At 25.5% G+C, this 16,434-nt stretch carries 15 protein-coding genes; 3 read left to right on the top strand and 12 right to left on the bottom strand.

Going from position 1 to position 16,434, the window contains the following annotated elements; translation table 4 throughout:
- From ACOBME_RS11105 to ACOBME_RS11080, 6 genes are read right to left on the bottom strand one after another with little or no spacing between them, the layout of a single operon-like run.
- Complete coding sequence (locus ACOBME_RS11105; RefSeq protein ID WP_419335218.1) at positions 1-1,596, bottom strand: hypothetical protein; 1,596 nt, start codon at positions 1,594-1,596, stop codon at positions 1-3.
- A 34-nt stretch (positions 1,597-1,630) separates the two neighbouring features.
- On the bottom strand, positions 1,631-2,857 hold the full coding sequence (locus tag ACOBME_RS11100; protein WP_338966235.1) for a hypothetical protein: 1,227 nt from the start codon (positions 2,855-2,857) through the stop codon (positions 1,631-1,633).
- Positions 2,858-2,874: 17 nt separating this feature from the next.
- Positions 2,875-3,333, bottom strand: a complete 459-nt coding sequence (locus ACOBME_RS11095) for a hypothetical protein (RefSeq protein WP_338966233.1) — start codon at positions 3,331-3,333, stop codon at positions 2,875-2,877.
- Between the two features lie 9 nt (positions 3,334-3,342).
- Positions 3,343-3,741: a hypothetical protein gene (locus ACOBME_RS11090; RefSeq protein ID WP_338966232.1), complete on the bottom strand. Its 399-nt coding sequence runs from the start codon at positions 3,739-3,741 to the stop codon at positions 3,343-3,345.
- Positions 3,722-4,213, bottom strand: coding sequence for a hypothetical protein (locus tag ACOBME_RS11085; protein WP_338966231.1), 492 nt, complete (start codon positions 4,211-4,213; stop codon positions 3,722-3,724). The genes ACOBME_RS11090 and ACOBME_RS11085 overlap by 20 nt, the downstream gene beginning before the upstream one ends.
- Positions 4,168-4,452 (bottom strand): hypothetical protein, encoded by a 285-nt coding sequence (locus tag ACOBME_RS11080; protein WP_338966229.1) that lies wholly within the window; start codon positions 4,450-4,452, stop codon positions 4,168-4,170. The genes ACOBME_RS11085 and ACOBME_RS11080 overlap by 46 nt, the downstream gene beginning before the upstream one ends.
- A gap of 761 nt (positions 4,453-5,213) precedes the next feature.
- Here ACOBME_RS11080 and ACOBME_RS11075 point away from each other — a divergent pair.
- On the top strand, positions 5,214-6,458 hold the full coding sequence (locus ACOBME_RS11075) for an Mbov_0401 family ICE element transposase-like protein (protein ID WP_419335393.1): 1,245 nt from the start codon (positions 5,214-5,216) through the stop codon (positions 6,456-6,458).
- Positions 6,459-6,622: 164 nt separating this feature from the next.
- Here ACOBME_RS11075 and ACOBME_RS11070 read toward each other — a convergent pair whose 3' ends face one another.
- The 6 genes from ACOBME_RS11070 to ACOBME_RS11045 form a co-directional block, all read right to left on the bottom strand.
- A complete protein-coding gene (locus tag ACOBME_RS11070; protein WP_338966478.1) occupies positions 6,623-6,772 on the bottom strand; it encodes a hypothetical protein in 150 nt (49 codons plus the stop codon).
- A gap of 173 nt (positions 6,773-6,945) precedes the next feature.
- Positions 6,946-7,908 carry an IS1/IS1595 family N-terminal zinc-binding domain-containing protein gene (locus ACOBME_RS11065; protein ID WP_338963247.1) on the bottom strand — a complete coding sequence of 321 codons (963 nt, stop codon included), beginning with the start codon at positions 7,906-7,908 and terminating at the stop codon, positions 6,946-6,948.
- Between the two features lie 83 nt (positions 7,909-7,991).
- On the bottom strand, positions 7,992-10,802 hold the full coding sequence (locus ACOBME_RS11060) for a cation-translocating P-type ATPase (protein WP_419335299.1): 2,811 nt from the start codon (positions 10,800-10,802) through the stop codon (positions 7,992-7,994).
- 174 nt (positions 10,803-10,976) lie between these two features.
- Positions 10,977-11,939, bottom strand: a complete 963-nt coding sequence (locus ACOBME_RS11055; RefSeq protein WP_338963247.1) for an IS1/IS1595 family N-terminal zinc-binding domain-containing protein — start codon at positions 11,937-11,939, stop codon at positions 10,977-10,979.
- A 268-nt stretch (positions 11,940-12,207) separates the two neighbouring features.
- The gene (locus ACOBME_RS11050; RefSeq protein ID WP_419335297.1) at positions 12,208-13,209 is read right to left on the bottom strand and encodes an Mbov_0401 family ICE element transposase-like protein; all 1,002 of its coding nucleotides are present in this window, start codon (positions 13,207-13,209) and stop codon (positions 12,208-12,210) included.
- Between the two features lie 160 nt (positions 13,210-13,369).
- On the bottom strand, positions 13,370-14,332 hold the full coding sequence (locus ACOBME_RS11045; protein WP_338963247.1) for an IS1/IS1595 family N-terminal zinc-binding domain-containing protein: 963 nt from the start codon (positions 14,330-14,332) through the stop codon (positions 13,370-13,372).
- Between the two features lie 272 nt (positions 14,333-14,604).
- Here ACOBME_RS11045 and ACOBME_RS11040 point away from each other — a divergent pair, with 272 nt between their 5' ends.
- Both ACOBME_RS11040 and ACOBME_RS11035 read left to right on the top strand, forming a co-directional pair.
- Positions 14,605-15,003, top strand: coding sequence for a hypothetical protein (locus tag ACOBME_RS11040; protein ID WP_338966469.1), 399 nt, complete (start codon positions 14,605-14,607; stop codon positions 15,001-15,003).
- A complete protein-coding gene (locus tag ACOBME_RS11035; RefSeq protein ID WP_419335295.1) occupies positions 14,996-16,414 on the top strand; it encodes a PBSX family phage terminase large subunit in 1,419 nt (472 codons plus the stop codon). Before ACOBME_RS11040 ends, ACOBME_RS11035 begins: the two co-directional genes overlap by 8 nt.
- The last annotated feature ends 20 nt before the right edge of the window (positions 16,415-16,434 follow it).

The following is a 16,434-nucleotide window of genomic DNA, read 5'->3' as shown; positions in this document are numbered from 1 at the left end:
TTATCATTGTTTTCTTTTTGATTTAATCTTATTTAAGATAAACTTTTTACTACTTAATAGTGTTTTTGTTTTAATTGTTTTGTTTAAATCTTGTTTTGTTCTTAGTTGCTTGTATGTTTGAAATGCTACGCCACCGCCCAGTAAACTAGCAACAGCACTATCTTTTATCGTATTTAACAATTTATCTTTATTAAAGTTATTTTTAAATTGTTCTTGTAACTTTAATATCTTAGCAATTGTCCGATATATTTTAAAACTATCTTTTACTACTTGTTGATAAGCAACCGGTGCAAAAGAAACTAAATTAAACAAACTTGTTTTATTAAATCCCCAACCAATAAACCACTCACTGTTCATATAGAATTTAAACGGTTCAGGAGCTAAAACAAATTGTTTTGCTTTGATTAAAGTTGTCATAACGACAATAGGGGAATATTTAGGATTTTTATAATATATTGTTAAAGCAACTTCACCTGCAACTGATAAAGGAACAATTTTAACCGCTAAAAAAACATCAGAACCATAAGCAAAAGGTAATAATTGGCCTTTTTTAATAGCCTTAGTTTCAAATTTAGATAATATTTTTTTAGTTTGCTCAGTAATTTTACTAATTACTTTTTGTTTAATAGTAATTATTTGTTTTTCAATTGGGGCTAATAATTTTTTAGTTACTTTTTGAATATAAAAATTTGGGTTTAAATGATTCAAAATTTTATTTAATTTAATTGGTGTTTGGTGCAAGATATTTAATAATTTATTATTGTATACTTTGCTACCACGCATTAAATTAGCATTTAATAGTAGGTTTTTACCAACACCTTTTTTATGAAGATTAGTCATAATGTTATATCACTCATTAGTATTAATTTTGCTTATTTTATCAATATTTAATCCATATTCAGACAATCATTTATTAGCATTTTTTTCATTTACGCGTGGTATTTTTTGAACTAATTTAGGACTTATTTTTTGAATATTTTTCTCAATTTTTAATAAATTATTAATTATTTCTAAATTAGAAACTTTAAAACCCTTATAAAAATCATTTCGGACTAATTTTCCAATTGTATATAATAAATTTTCATTATTAGCCTGTTTTGTAAAATCAAATATTAATTTATCAGATAAAATCTTTTTACCCGTAACTTGTTTTACAATATCTTCTAAGTTATTAGCAGTTATTACACCTAATTTTTCAAGTAATTTAGTTTCTTTTGCTAATTTTAAAATTTTAGTTGTGCGAGCAGCACGCGTTAATTTACCAATTCCACCAATTGCTGGTAACAAATTTAAGGCAGTACTTTTTACTGTCACTTCTGATGTTAATTTATCGTATATTTGATTTACGGCAAAATCGGTTGCTGTTTCTACTCCAAACGAGATAAATGCTGCGGCAAAATTAGATAATCCCGCACCAAGCCCAATAGCAGATGCAACACCACCAGTCAAAACTGATAAACCAAGGGCTAAAACTTGAATTCCTAAAAATTCCAATAACTGTAACCCAAAACTTTTTTCTTTTTGTTGAATTGACAATCTAGTTGGATTTTTTTTAACAGCATAAATAAGAGCTGTTTTCCCTGTTCCAATTGGCATTTTTAAAACGAAAAAGTACTATTTTTTAGTACTATTAATAATTTTTAATTTTAACATCAATCGAATTTGTTTGACCAATAGCGTTGTTTTTACCTTCAATTTGAACTTCAACAATTTTATCATTTGTAATATTAATTGGTCAATCCTCACCTTTACTTTCAACAAAGTAATCAAAATCACTTTCAGTTAAAGAACTATCTACAGCTTTAACTGCTTTTAAAACAACATTTTTAAATTGTGGTTTTAATTGTTCAGCTGTTGCTTGTGTTGGTTCTGCAACATGAATAGTTGGTACATCTAATTTATTAATTTTACTAATATCAATTTTTGAAACAATATGTTTAATAATTCCCTTAGGTTCAACTACTGCTCCACCTAAATATAAAACTCTTTCCATAATCAAAGTATTACCCATTCCAGTACCTAACGCAGCAGCACCCACCCTTAATGGAGTATGGTCTTTTTTGCGTAAAATAAGAGGGTCATATTTTTTGCTAAATTTAAAGGCAATTGCATTAACACCTTCTGGTAATAAACTAATTGTTCCTTCTGAACCATCTTTATTAATAATTGGTAATTTTTTTGGAACCATATAATATGTTGTTCCTTCAACAGTTTTCATTGCTCCACTTGTTTCAATTACGCTATTTATTTGGTCGTTTGCTCCAAGTTGTAACTGTAATTTATTACGAATTCCACGAATAAAATCAGCCGAACCCAATACAACTGTTTCTGATGGGGTAAAGCCGTTTTCATATATTTTATCCATTATTTCATCGTGGATTTGTAAAGCATTTGTATCATCTGCTTTTTGTCCTTGAATAGTTGTAACTATTCCTTTATTAATAATTTCTAAAATTTTATTGCGTTTATAAGCAACTTCAGTATCCATTGCTTGCTCAATATCAGCAGCCCAAAGATTAGGATTAAAATCACTTTCTACAGGGTCTAATTTACGGGCAAAAGTTAAAATTGTATCTAATTCAACTGTTCCATCTTCAAACTTTACTTCAGTGTAGTTTAAAAGACTATCATCAGTATTAAATACTTTTCCATCTTTTCCTAGACCTTCATTATATTTAATATTTTTCTTTCTTTTATATGTTAAACCAAATTTATTTGCTTCTTTTCACGCAAATAAAGCTTCTCAACTAAATTTTTGTTGATAAGTTTGCAAATATCATTGTTCAAATGTTTCTCGGTCTTGTTTTGTTGCTTGATTAGCAATATCTCCGAAAATTCTTTGTGGGTTTTGGGCCATAATTTACTTCCTTCTTTCTATTTATTAAATACATTATCTGTATCTAAAATATTGTTTTCTTTGTTTTCTACTTTTGGTACACCGCCGGTATTAACTGTTTGTACCTTAATTAATTCATCATAAACACTTTGTAAGTGTGTTTTAATGATTTCAATATCATCAGTAATATCATAAGACTTTAATAAAACATTCTTAAATTCTTCGTTATCAGTTAAAGAATTATTAAAATTATTAATTTCAATTTGTTTTAATTGAAGTGTTTGTTGTTCAACTTGTGAAGTTAATTCAGTATTTTTTGCTTGTAGTTCGTTGATTTGTTGATTACTATTTTCTAAATTACTTGCATTAAATTCTTCAACTTCAGCAGTATTTTCTAAAATAATTTCAGCAGTTTTAATATCTAAACTACCATCTTCACTTTTAATAGGTTCATTGTTTTCAGCAACAAGAACATATTTTACATTTTTTAATGCCATTTTTTCCTCCTATTTTTTAATATTTGTATTTATTCTTTTTCTAATAGCCTTTTTTATAATTTCAAAACTATCTACTCGAAAAGATAAAAAATATCGTTTAGTTTTTATATTTAACTGATTAAATACTGAGCCTTTAATTTTTATCTCATCATCTTTTTTTAATTTCAAAAAATCAGTTAAAATAGATTGGTTATATATTGATAATGTTGAGTAATTTAATCCGTCTCATTGACATTTAGCCGAACAAGCATCAACTTCAACACCACCAGCAACCAGTGCTTTAATTTTAGTTTTAATCGGGTTTTCATGTAGTCTAACAGTTAATTCTAACTTATTAATTTTTTTATTTTTTATTTTAGGTTTATTAGTTATTGATTTTTTAGTTAAATTACTTTTTGTTTGTATCATTTTTATCAACTCCTTTTGTTAAAAAATATTGTAAATGTTTCCAAGCATCATGTTCATGTTCTGTCATTTTAATATTTCCTTTATAAAGATATTTTTTCTTAACAATTGGAGATTGTAAAATATAATTTAAATTAAAGTGATATTTACATAAAACTTTTAAACAACCAATGAATTTAGGAGTAGATAATGGATTTGTTATTTTTAAACCTTTATGAAGTTGATAATCTTCAATTATTACAATAACTTTATTTAAATAAGAACAAATTTTATTTTTAAAATCATTTAATATTAGATATATGTTATTTATTGCTTCTTCTTCATAGTTAGAATTAAAAGTAATATTATTAATTATTTTCTTTTGCAAAACATTATAAATAATAATACCAGTTTGTCCAATTCCAGCAGGGTCAATTGCAATAATATATTTTAATTTATTTCTTTGATTTTTTGGTCAATTTGTAATATTTTTCATCCATCGGAAGCTAAATCCAAAATATCGTTAATTTTGTAATGTTGCATATAAGAAGCAATAACATCTCATTTATTTTCAAATAAGTTTAAATACATTTTTGTTCATTCTAAACATTGTAAATCATAATGATTTTTGTGATGCGAAATACGACAATTAACAGGTTGACAATTAACTCAATCAAACGAAGTTGTTATTTCACTTCAAGTTTTATTAATATATTTACTTTTATATTCTTGCATAATATTTTATTCCTTTCTTCTTATTTTGTTAAATAAACATAAAATACCTTTGTTGGTTAATATTTTGATATTTAGTAAGTATATTTATATTTTGATTTAATTATCTTAATTCGCCACCACTCACCCCCAAAGTGAGGTGGATGGCGATACTAAACTTTATATTTAGACAGAGTTTATCCCCCAACGGAAGTAAAACAAATTTACCCAGTTATTAATTACGCTTCATCCATCCCTAGACAACTTTATATAAAGAAAATAACCTTTTGGAGTTCCAACCCTCTTGTTTTTTTTAGTGTCCGATATTGTTTTTTTCGGTTTAACAGCACTCTTTTTATGAAAACAAGCAAAAAACACGCGCTCTGACATTTCGCAAGTGATTAATCTTGCCGAGAATTAAAGAAATAAATAGGAATAAATCCAATCGCTTTCACAATTTCTTTAAGGATTCGTGCCATAGATGAGTTATCCATCTTTAAGCATCAAAATATTAAGTTTTAGTATTGCATTATTCATCAGATAGTACCTTTATTAAAAATGATATTATTAGTTGTTAAACCGAAAAAATATAATAAATCACAGAAAGGAAATTGTAAAAATTAACTAATTTGTAGGGAAAAAATAGGTTAATTTTTAATTTTAAAGATACTATCTGATGAATAATGCAAATAAAAAAATCGCTCTAATAAGCGATTACTTTAATTTGTATTTAATTACTTTATTTATAATTTTTATAAAACCTCAACTTTTTTCCGACTACCTTCTTAATTGAAAGAGATAATGAGATATTTAAATTATATCAACAAGGAAAAATATTACAAGGATATAAGGTTGTATCAAAAATACCAAAAACATTTAAAACAGAATATGGGGATAACACTGTAAAAAGACGAAGATATGTTAAATATGATGAAGAAAATAAAAAATATATAAATCGTTATCCTTTAGATGAAGAATTAGGGTTAAAAAAATACGAAAGAATTGAAAAAAATTTAAAAGATAAATATATGTCTTTTATGGGCGATGGGAAAAGATATAAAGATATTTTGCATACAACAGAAAATGCTAACATTAGTGAAAGAACAATATCTAATATTTTTAAAAATGCCGATTTAGAAGAAACCGATTACATTAGTAATAAAAATAACAATAAAATTAAAATCCCAAATAATGTTTTATATATTCAAATTGATGGTGCTTTTGAACCTATGAGAGAAAATAAAAAAAGAGTTGAAAATAAAATATTTCTTGCTACTATGCATGTTGGTGTTGATGAAGAAAAGTCAACAAAAACCAGAATAAAAATGAAAAAGAAAAAAGGCGTTTTTCAAATGATGAATAAAAATCATAAGAATAAAAATGATAAATCTAATATTGATAATTTTATTGATAAAATTTTTAAATCAATGGATACTTATGATATTAATGAAGATACTAAAATATTAATATTAAGTGATGGTGAAAAACAAATTAAAAAAATTTACAAAGCAGTAAAATCAAAATATAAAAATAATACTGTATCATATAGTTTAGATAAATTTCATTTAGTAAAAAGATTTAAAGAATTATTCCCAAATCGTAAGAAAAACCGAATTCATAGATTAAAATATAAATTATCAAAAATATATTTTTTTACTGGAAATTATGAAGCATTATTAGATTTTTTAATGTGTCATTTACCCTATGTTATTGATAATAAAAAGAAATTTTTATTAGAAACTATTGAATTAATTAAAAATAATAAAGAAGGAATTGAAAATCAAGCATTAGAATATAATATTGGTTGTCACATGGAAGGTGATATATCACACTACATTAAGGCAGTTAAGGGACGTGGCGCTAAAATATATTGTAAAGAAACATTTATCAATATGTTAATTGCTTCAATGTTAAGACTTAATAGTAAAACAAATGAAGAAAAAATTAATAAAACTAATAAAAATAAAGAAAAAATTGAATTTAATATATTTAATTTAAATCAATCTAAAAAGCAATTTTTATCTTTATAAAAAATAAAAAACCTTTTAAAATTAGTAATAACTTTAAAAAGTATTTTTTAGTGTGTCAAAATTCATAAATTATTTATTCAAATAAAAATTATGTTTTTAAAAAGTTGAATTTTTTATAAATTTTGTTATCATTTAATTATAAGCGAAACTTAATTTGTTTCTAATTACTTAATTTTATTAAAAACCTCAAAATAATGTATACTACCGTTATCCTTCATGTGTGGTAACAACATTCAAGTACTACGGTGTTGTGTTGATTCAATTGGCATATAAAAACCATCTTGTTTTGGGGTTGTTGTTAATAACTTACTCATTTTTTTCGGCTCCTTCAATAATAAATATAACAATATTATATCAAAAATTATTCTTTTTAAAATAAGAGTTATTCTTTAATTTTGTCGAAAACTCTTGATGAAATAAAAAAAATCATCAATATGACAATTTGAAAACTAATTTTGTGTAAGATTATGATTTTGCTTTAAATTTTTTAAACGTTAAAATATAATACCGTTGATTGTTGGTTTGGTGTTAAACCTTTGTGTTGGTATTTTCATTTTCAGAGCTTTAAATAATTTTGAATATTAGTGAAACCCAAACCATGATAATGAATTAAGGCTTCTTTAAGACTGGATTGTAATTTACTAATCTTATTTAACTTTTGATAACTAGTATCAGGGTTTGTACTAGTTTTGGTGGAATATAGAGTAGAATTTGTTTGTTTTGCTACTAATAAATATAGTGGTTGCATATCAGAAATAATTATTGATTTTTCTTTAATTAGTTGCTTATTCATATTTTCAATAATCCATTGTTTTTGTAATCTTTTGGTATTGGTGGATTGAACAAAAATATTATTATTGCTATCAACTGCCATTTGAATACAGCATTTGGTATCAGTTGAAAATGGATCGAGATGAGTTTTTCGTTTATCAAATTTATCTTTAAAATTGCCTTTATGAATTTCTTTAATAAATGTTTCATCCATTTGGATTTGACCATTTAATTTTTTAAATTTTAACTGTGTATTTTCTAATTGTTTTGATTGCATTAATTTTTGTCGATTATATCAAGCGGTTTTTGGGGTTGTTTTAATAAAACGAGAAATTATTTTACTAGATTGTCCTAACAATGAAATTTGAATTAATAAATTTCACTGTTCATAATTTAAATGACTTCAATAAGTAAAATGATGACGAAATGCATCAAAACTAGCACGACATTTTTTACATAAATATTTTTGTTTTCCTTCGGAATTATGACCATTTTTAACACAATGAAAAGATTTGCAATTAGGACATATAATGCCTTTATCTCTAAATTTTTGATCAATTTCATTTAAACGTTTTTGTTTTTTAATTAAGTCTGCTTGTTGTTTTATTTTTTCATAAAATTCTAAAAATTGATCATCTGTTAAGCTATTTATTAATTCTGTAATTATTTTTTTCATCATTTATTTACCTCTATATATTAAAAATATACCTAATTTTAGGTATATTTTATAAATATCAAGAGTTTTCGACAAAATTAAAGGAGTTATTTTTTTTGTCCAATTCGTTGGAAACATTGTTTTAGATTATGATGTCATCAAAAATAAATGGCATCAGTCATCACAATTACTGTTACTGGAATCATTGCCATTGCTAAACAAGCGGGGACAAAATACCAGTTACTTTGAGTATAAACTTCTAAATCATTTAGATTTAAAACCTTGTTATTAATTCATGGAATAAATAACATTATAATGTTTAATAACACTGCGCCAATGGCTGCAAAGATTAATGGGCGATTAATAATTGGTTTAAATTGTGCTTTTATTTTTCAATCAGATAAGGTAACAGTATTGACAAACATACTTGGTGCACAAGTTAAAACTAGAAAAATTGATGTTCGCCCAAAATCAGACATTTGTAATTTCATTTCGACGGTAATCATTGGATCACTACTACGTAAAAAGTCAAAAACAGTTTGATAACCATATGCTTGATAATCCTCGGCAGGGACAAAACTCATTCCAAAGTAATATGCTCCAATACAAACAGCACTTGTTAAAATGGTAATGCGTAACATTGATCCTCAAATCTTCCGAAAGAGTGAATTTTCACCTTGTAACGGTTTTACTTGCATTAAAGTATCGTCATTATCCCCCATTCCAATACAAATTGCCAAAATTGATTCAATTACCAAGTTCATTCATAAGATATCAGTTGCTTCGACAGGTGAAATATGATTAATTAAAGATAAAATAAAAATTGATAAAACATTAGCTAAGTTAACACCAATGACAAAGGTAATTGCACGACGAATTTTTTGATAAACATTACGGCCTTCATTAACTCCTTTAATAATTGTTTCAAAATTATCATCAGTTAGAATAACATCTGCTGCTTGTTTGGCAACATCAGTTCCGGTAATTCCCATTGAAACACCAATATCAGCTTTAACTAAACTGGGAGCATCATTAACCCCATCACCAGTCATTGACACTAAATATTTTTTTTGTTGCAAAATATTGACAATGCGGACTTTATGTTCGGGATTAACTCGGGCAAAAACCTTAATTTTATCAATGATCCGAATTAACTGTTTATCGCTCATTTCATTTAATTGTTCTGAAGAAATCACTTCATATTCAGAATAAGCTAAATCTAATTCTTTCGCAATTGCTAAGGCTGTTGTTGCATGATCACCAGTAATTATGACAACTTCAATCCCAGCAGCATGTGCTTTCTTAACAGCCTCAACTGCTGAGCGCCGAACAGGGTCAATCATTCCAACTGCTCCTAAAAAAATTAAATTAGTTTCTAATGCTTCGGGGTCTTGTTCATCATCAAAATTAGTGTTATAAGCAAACGCTAACACTCGTAATGCTTGGGTTGATAAATCATCAGCTAATCTTAATAATTCTGCTTTATGTTCATCCATTAGTGTTAAAATTTTATTTTCAATCATAATGCGATCACAATATTGTAATAAACTATCTAATGCTCCTTTTGTAAAAGTCGTACTGACACCATCAATGACATTTAATGTTGACATTAGTTTTCGTTCTGAATCAAACGGAACTTCATTAATCCGTTCTCATTTGTCACGCGAATCTTGTTCATCATATGCAAATAATTCAGCATAATCAACTAATGCTAATTCGGTTGGATCACCAATTCGTTCTTTATCTTCAGTAACACTATCATTACATAGCACCAGTGCTTTTAAAAATAAATCTTGGTGTTGATCATGATTAACACCTTGGTATGTTTCAGCAGTAGTTATATTATTATTTATAATGACTTTTTTTACTGTCATTTTATTTTCTGTTAAAGTCCCAGTTTTATCGGTACAAATAACATTAACACTACCTAGTGTTTCCATACTAGCTAGTTTTTTGACAATAACATTTTGTTTTGCCATTCGTTTTGTGGAAAATGATAGGGTAATTGAAACAACAGCGGCCAATGATTCTGGAATAACCCCAATTGCTAAAGTAATGGCAACCATTAAATAGTTTGTTCAACCACCTTTATTGCCACTAAAATATAACGCAATGAAAATAATAATTGCAATAATAAAACTTAATCCTGCAATTCAATATGAAAATTTTGTTAGTTTTTTTTCTAAATTTGTTGGACTTTCTTCTGTTTCGTTAATAGTTGTCGCAATTTTTCCAATTTGGGTTTGTTGCCCAACTTTAATCACAACCCCAACCGCACGACCAGCCGTAATAAAAGTTGACATAAAAGCAATGTTTTTCATTTCTGCTAAAATTGTTGTTGATTCAATCGGTTGAGCTGTTTTATGAACTGGGACACTTTCACCAGTTAAAATTGCTTCATCAATAAAAACATCTGATTGTTCAATAATTCGTAATTCAGCTGGGACATATTTTCCAGCTTCTAAAATAACAATATCACCAACAGTTAACTCATGGGCGGGAATTTCTTGTTGTAGATCATTTCGAATTACAACGGCTTTTGGTTTAGAAAGCGATTTTAATGCGGCCATTGATTTACGGGCTTTTACTGTTTGCACCGTTTCTAAGATTGCATCAAGAATAACGATAGCTCCAATTACCGTAAAATCAACAAAATATGCTCCTTTTAATTTTCAATTATTCCCAACTAATGGAGCAATAACAGAAATAACTGCCGCCGCAATTAAAATTAATTGAATTGGCTCAATTAAAGCTTTTCCAAAAATAACATATCATGGCGTTACTTTTCCTTTTGGTAACTCATTTTTACCATATTGTTTTTGACGAACGATAACTTCGTCGGTTGTTAAACCAATTTCAAAATTAGTTTGTAAAGAAGATTCTAGGTTGTTATTGTCCTGGGATATATATTCTTCCATAGTATTTAACCTTTCTGTTCATTTGCTGTAATAATTATTATACCTGAAAAATATTGATTTGACATATTAAATTTCTTTAATTTTGTCGAAAACTCTTGATGAAATAAAAAAAATCATCAATATGACAATTTGAAAACTAATTTTGTGTAAGATTATGATTTTGCTTTAAATTTTTTAAACGTTAAAATATAATACCGTTGATTGTTGGTTTGGTGTTAAACCTTTGTGTTGGTATTTTCATTTTCAGAGCTTTAAATAATTTTGAATATTAGTGAAACCCAAACCATGATAATGAATTAAGGCTTCTTTAAGACTGGATTGTAATTTACTAATCTTATTTAACTTTTGATAACTAGTATCAGGGTTTGTACTAGTTTTGGTGGAATATAGAGTAGAATTTGTTTGTTTTGCTACTAATAAATATAGTGGTTGCATATCAGAAATAATTATTGATTTTTCTTTAATTAGTTGCTTATTCATATTTTCAATAATCCATTGTTTTTGTAATCTTTTGGTATTGGTGGATTGAACAAAAATATTATTATTGCTATCAACCGCCATTTGAATACAGCATTTGGTATCAGTTGAAAATGGATCGAGATGAGTTTTTCGTTTATCAAATTTATCTTTAAAATTGCCTTTATGAATTTCTTTAATAAATGTTTCATCCATTTGGATTTGACCATTTAATTTTTTAAATTTTAACTGTGTATTTTCTAATTGTTTTGATTGCATTAATTTTTGTCGATTATATCAAGCGGTTTTTGGGGTTGTTTTAATAAAACGAGAAATTATTTTACTAGATTGTCCTAACAATGAAATTTGAATTAATAAATTTCACTGTTCATAATTTAAATGACTTCAATAAGTAAAATGATGACGAAATGCATCAAAACTAGCACGACATTTTTTACATAAATATTTTTGTTTTCCTTCGGAATTATGACCATTTTTAACACAATGAAAAGATTTGCAATTAGGACATATAATGCCTTTATCTCTAAATTTTTGATCAATTTCATTTAAACGTTTTTGTTTTTTAATTAAGTCTGCTTGTTGTTTTATTTTTTCATAAAATTCTAAAAATTGATCATCTGTTAAGCTATTTATTAATTCTGTAATTATTTTTTTCATCATTTATTTACCTCTATATATTAAAAATATACCTAATTTTAGGTATATTTTATAAATATCAAGAGTTTTCGACAAAATTAAAGGTTTTTTCACTATAAATGGCTTTTTTAATCATAGTAACTTTTCAATAATGAGAAATGTCACCTTCCATATGACAACCAACATTATTTCATAATGTTTGATTTTCAATTCCTTCTTTATTATTTTTAATTAATCTAATAGTTTTATTTAAAAAATCTAATTTAGCATCGCTTATAAAATATTTACTATCTTATAAACACTGTAATAATTCTTCATATTTAGCATTAAAAAAATAATCCACTGCTTTATGATATGTTTCTCTATTTTCCTTATTTTTATTTTGATATGGATATAATTTTTTAAATCTACTTGTAAGATGAAATTTATCTATTGTATAGTGAATTTTATTTTTAGGAAAATATTGATACATAAAATTTTTAGTATTTTTAATTCATAATGCACCATCACCTAAAATCATAATTTCAATATTAGGTATCATATTGAAATGAGTTTCAATTAAAGAAAATAATTTTATAAGAACTGGTTTTAAATCTGCTTCTTTTTTAAGATAATCTGGAATATTATCCATTTCAAAAACACCTAATTTATTTGCGATTACAGGTCTTTTTACAGTATATTTTTCTTCATCATACCCAGTATGTACAGTACATGCTATCGTATGTTTTTTTATCTTTTTTCTTCCTTGCTTTGTTGAATCTAACATTTTCAAATAAGTACCATCCATTTGAATATATAAAGTGTGTGGAATATCTATTTTTTTATTACTTTTATTAAAGTAATATTCTTCGTCAGTTTTTGCATTTTTCATAATATTAGATACTGTCATTAAACTAATTTTTACATATTCCATAGTATCTAAAATATCTTTATATCTTTTGTTCTCAGTAATAAATAATAATATTTTTTCTTTAACAGAATTATCTATTCTTTGTCATTTTTCAATTCCTAAAATTTTATCCAAAGAAAAAATATATTCTTCTTTACCTGTTTCTGAATTAATTTTATAATATCTTCTTCTCTTAAAAGTTATTTTTCCATTTAAAATTACTAATGTTCTTTCAATTTTATCTTTTACTTTATAATTTTTAAATTCTTTTAAAGTTTCATCAATTTTATAATTTTTAAAAATTCATTTATCATAATCTTCTAAACTTTGTTGAATAATTTCAATACTCTGTATATATAATAAATTAATAAAATTCTTAAAAAAATTATTATCAACATTTATCATTTTCTTACCCTCTTTCTTAGTTTACGACTTTATCACAAAAATAATAAAAATGCAAAAAAACTTTAATTTTGTCGAAAACTCTTGATGAAATAAAAAAAATCATCAATATGACAATTTGAAAACTAATTTTGTGTAAGATTATGATTTTGCTTTAAATTTTTTAAACGTTAAAATATAATACCGTTGATTGTTGGTTTGGTGTTAAACCTTTGTGTTGGTATTTTCATTTTCAGAGCTTTAAATAATTTTGAATATTAGTGAAACCCAAACCATGATAATGAATTAAGGCTTCTTTAAGACTGGATTGTAATTTACTAATCTTATTTAACTTTTGATAACTAGTATCAGGGTTTGTACTAGTTTTGGTGGAATATAGAGTAGAATTTGTTTGTTTTGCTACTAATAAATATAGTGGTTGCATATCAGAAATAATTATTGATTTTTCTTTAATTAGTTGCTTATTCATATTTTCAATAATCCATTGTTTTTGTAATCTTTTGGTATTGGTGGATTGAACAAAAATATTATTATTGCTATCAACTGCCATTTGAATACAGCATTTGGTATCAGTTGAAAATGGATCGAGATGAGTTTTTCGTTTATCAAATTTATCTTTAAAATTGCCTTTATGAATTTCTTTAATAAATGTTTCATCCATTTGGATTTGACCATTTAATTTTTTAAATTTTAACTGTGTATTTTCTAATTGTTTTGATTGCATTAATTTTTGTCGATTATATCAAGCGGTTTTTGGGGTTGTTTTAATAAAACGAGAAATTATTTTACTAGATTGTCCTAACAATGAAATTTGAATTAATAAATTTCACTGTTCATAATTTAAATGACTTCAATAAGTAAAATGATGACGAAATGCATCAAAACTAGCACGACATTTTTTACATAAATATTTTTGTTTTCCTTCGGAATTATGACCATTTTTAACACAATGAAAAGATTTGCAATTAGGACATATAATGCCTTTATCTCTAAATTTTTGATCAATTTCATTTAAACGTTTTTGTTTTTTAATTAAGTCTGCTTGTTGTTTTATTTTTTCATAAAATTCTAAAAATTGATCATCTGTTAAGCTATTTATTAATTCTGTAATTATTTTTTTCATCATTTATTTACCTCTATATATTAAAAATATACCTAATTTTAGGTATATTTTATAAATATCAAGAGTTTTCGACAAAATTAAAGCAAAAAAAGGATAGTAATTTTTATTTAGTATGTTACAATTTGAATGTATTTAATAAATTAATTAACTGAAAGTAAAGTAATTTACTTTTTTTTATTTTGATGTAAAATATAGATAATAAAAAAAAGAACCGTGTCAAGTTCTTCTGTATATGTTTTTCTCTACTTATATTTAACCATATAAAAGGAGTAAAAATGAAAGAATTTAATCCAAAAACAGCAAGTTTGGCGACTTTTTATCGTAAAATAGAGCAATTTTGAGAAAATAAATCACCTAATAAACCATATACTTTGAATGATTTAACCAATGAATTCAACCTTTCTCGTCATTGAAGACAAGAAATTTATCGGAGCGAAAAGATAGTTCCTTTGCTTGAAAAACAAGTTGATAGAATTGAAAGTGAAATAATTAATTTTATGATGAAAACACCTGATGGTGCTAAATTATATTGACAACGAGCCTTTAATTATAAATATTCACTACAAGAAAAAGAACTTGAAAAAGAATTAAACTTAAATAATCAACAACCAATAATTGTTAATTTACAAACGGATATTAGAGATATTAAAAAAGAAAGTGATAATAATGCTTAATCATTTTACTTATTTGTTAGAAACTCCTTATTGATTATTACAAAATAGTAGTATTGGTAATAAATATCCCTTTGCTAAAAAATATGAATTAGTTAATGAAATTAATCAAATTGGAACACGATATAGTGGTAAGACTATTTCAAATATTAAAATGTTTGGTGAATTATTAAAAATTAGTTTATTAATTAAAGAACCAATTTGTATCATTGCTAGTATGTATCGAAGTAAGGATTTAAAAGATAGTGTATTTCAAAATATCTGAAATATGTTAGATGAAAATCATATTCCTTATACTATTAACTTATCAAATTTTACTTTTACTTTATCAAATGGTAGCAAAATATATTGTAAAGGTTTACATTCACCAAGCCGGAAAGAAAAATTAAAAGCTTTTGCTGATTTGAATAAATATAAATTAGTAATTGATTGAAGAGAAGAATGTGACCAATTTCAACAAAAAGATTTAAGTGATTTAGAATTTGCTATTCGTGGGTATCAAAATAAAATAACAATTAATACATGTAACCCTGAAAGTTTAAAAAGATATATTGTTGGTTATTGTAATGAATTAATGCCTTTTAATGAAGAAATAATGCGTAGTAAATATGAACAAATTAATTATATCGAAAAATGAAATATGAAAATTATTATTCATTATTCTAGTTGAAGACTTAATTATGAATTACCACAAAATAAAGTTAATGAACAATTAAGATTAGAACAATTAGATATTGAAAGAGCAAGAGTATGGAGTTGAGGATTGCCTGGTAATACTAGTGGTTCAATTTTTGCAAGATATATTGATATTATGCAAGCAACAGATATTATTCAACCAACTAAATTATTAGGTGGTGTTGACTTAGCAAACTCTACTAGCCCCAAAGGACATACAACCGCTGCTAGTTTTTGAATATATAATTCATTTGATAAAAAAGCCTATAAAGTAGCAGAATATGCACACTCAAATGCTACGCAACAATTTAAAGGACCATTAGAACAAGTTAAAGATATTTTAGAGTTTTACAACAATCAATTAAACCAATACTTTAATTTAATACAACAAGGAATATCAATTAATGTTGATGATAGTGCTTATGCAACATTAGAAAGTTTAAATAGAGAAAAATATAATTATACTTTTGGTCAATACATGAATTTTAAACCAGCACAAAAGCAGAAGTTTAAAATAAAACATCGTATTGAGGCATTTACAATGTTAATAAATACTAATCAATTAAAATGATTATGAGAAAAATGTCCTGTAAGTAAAACCCAATATGAATTAATTCAATGAGAAGATAAGCCCGATGCAAGAGAAGAACGAATGTTAGATTTATATGATGACACATTTGATGGTGATTTTTATGCTTTACACTTTGAATTAGTACCGATGGTTAAAAATAATAGTTAAGCAGATTATAAATTATGACA

It is taken from the genome of Spiroplasma endosymbiont of Sarcophaga variegata (assembly GCF_965178695.1).
In the GTDB taxonomy this organism is placed as follows: Bacteria; Bacillota_I; Bacilli_A; order Mycoplasmatales; family Mycoplasmataceae; genus Spiroplasma; species Spiroplasma poulsonii.
The sequence above is the reverse complement of the archived record's forward strand: the minus strand, read 5'-3'. Positions and strand labels throughout refer to the sequence as shown.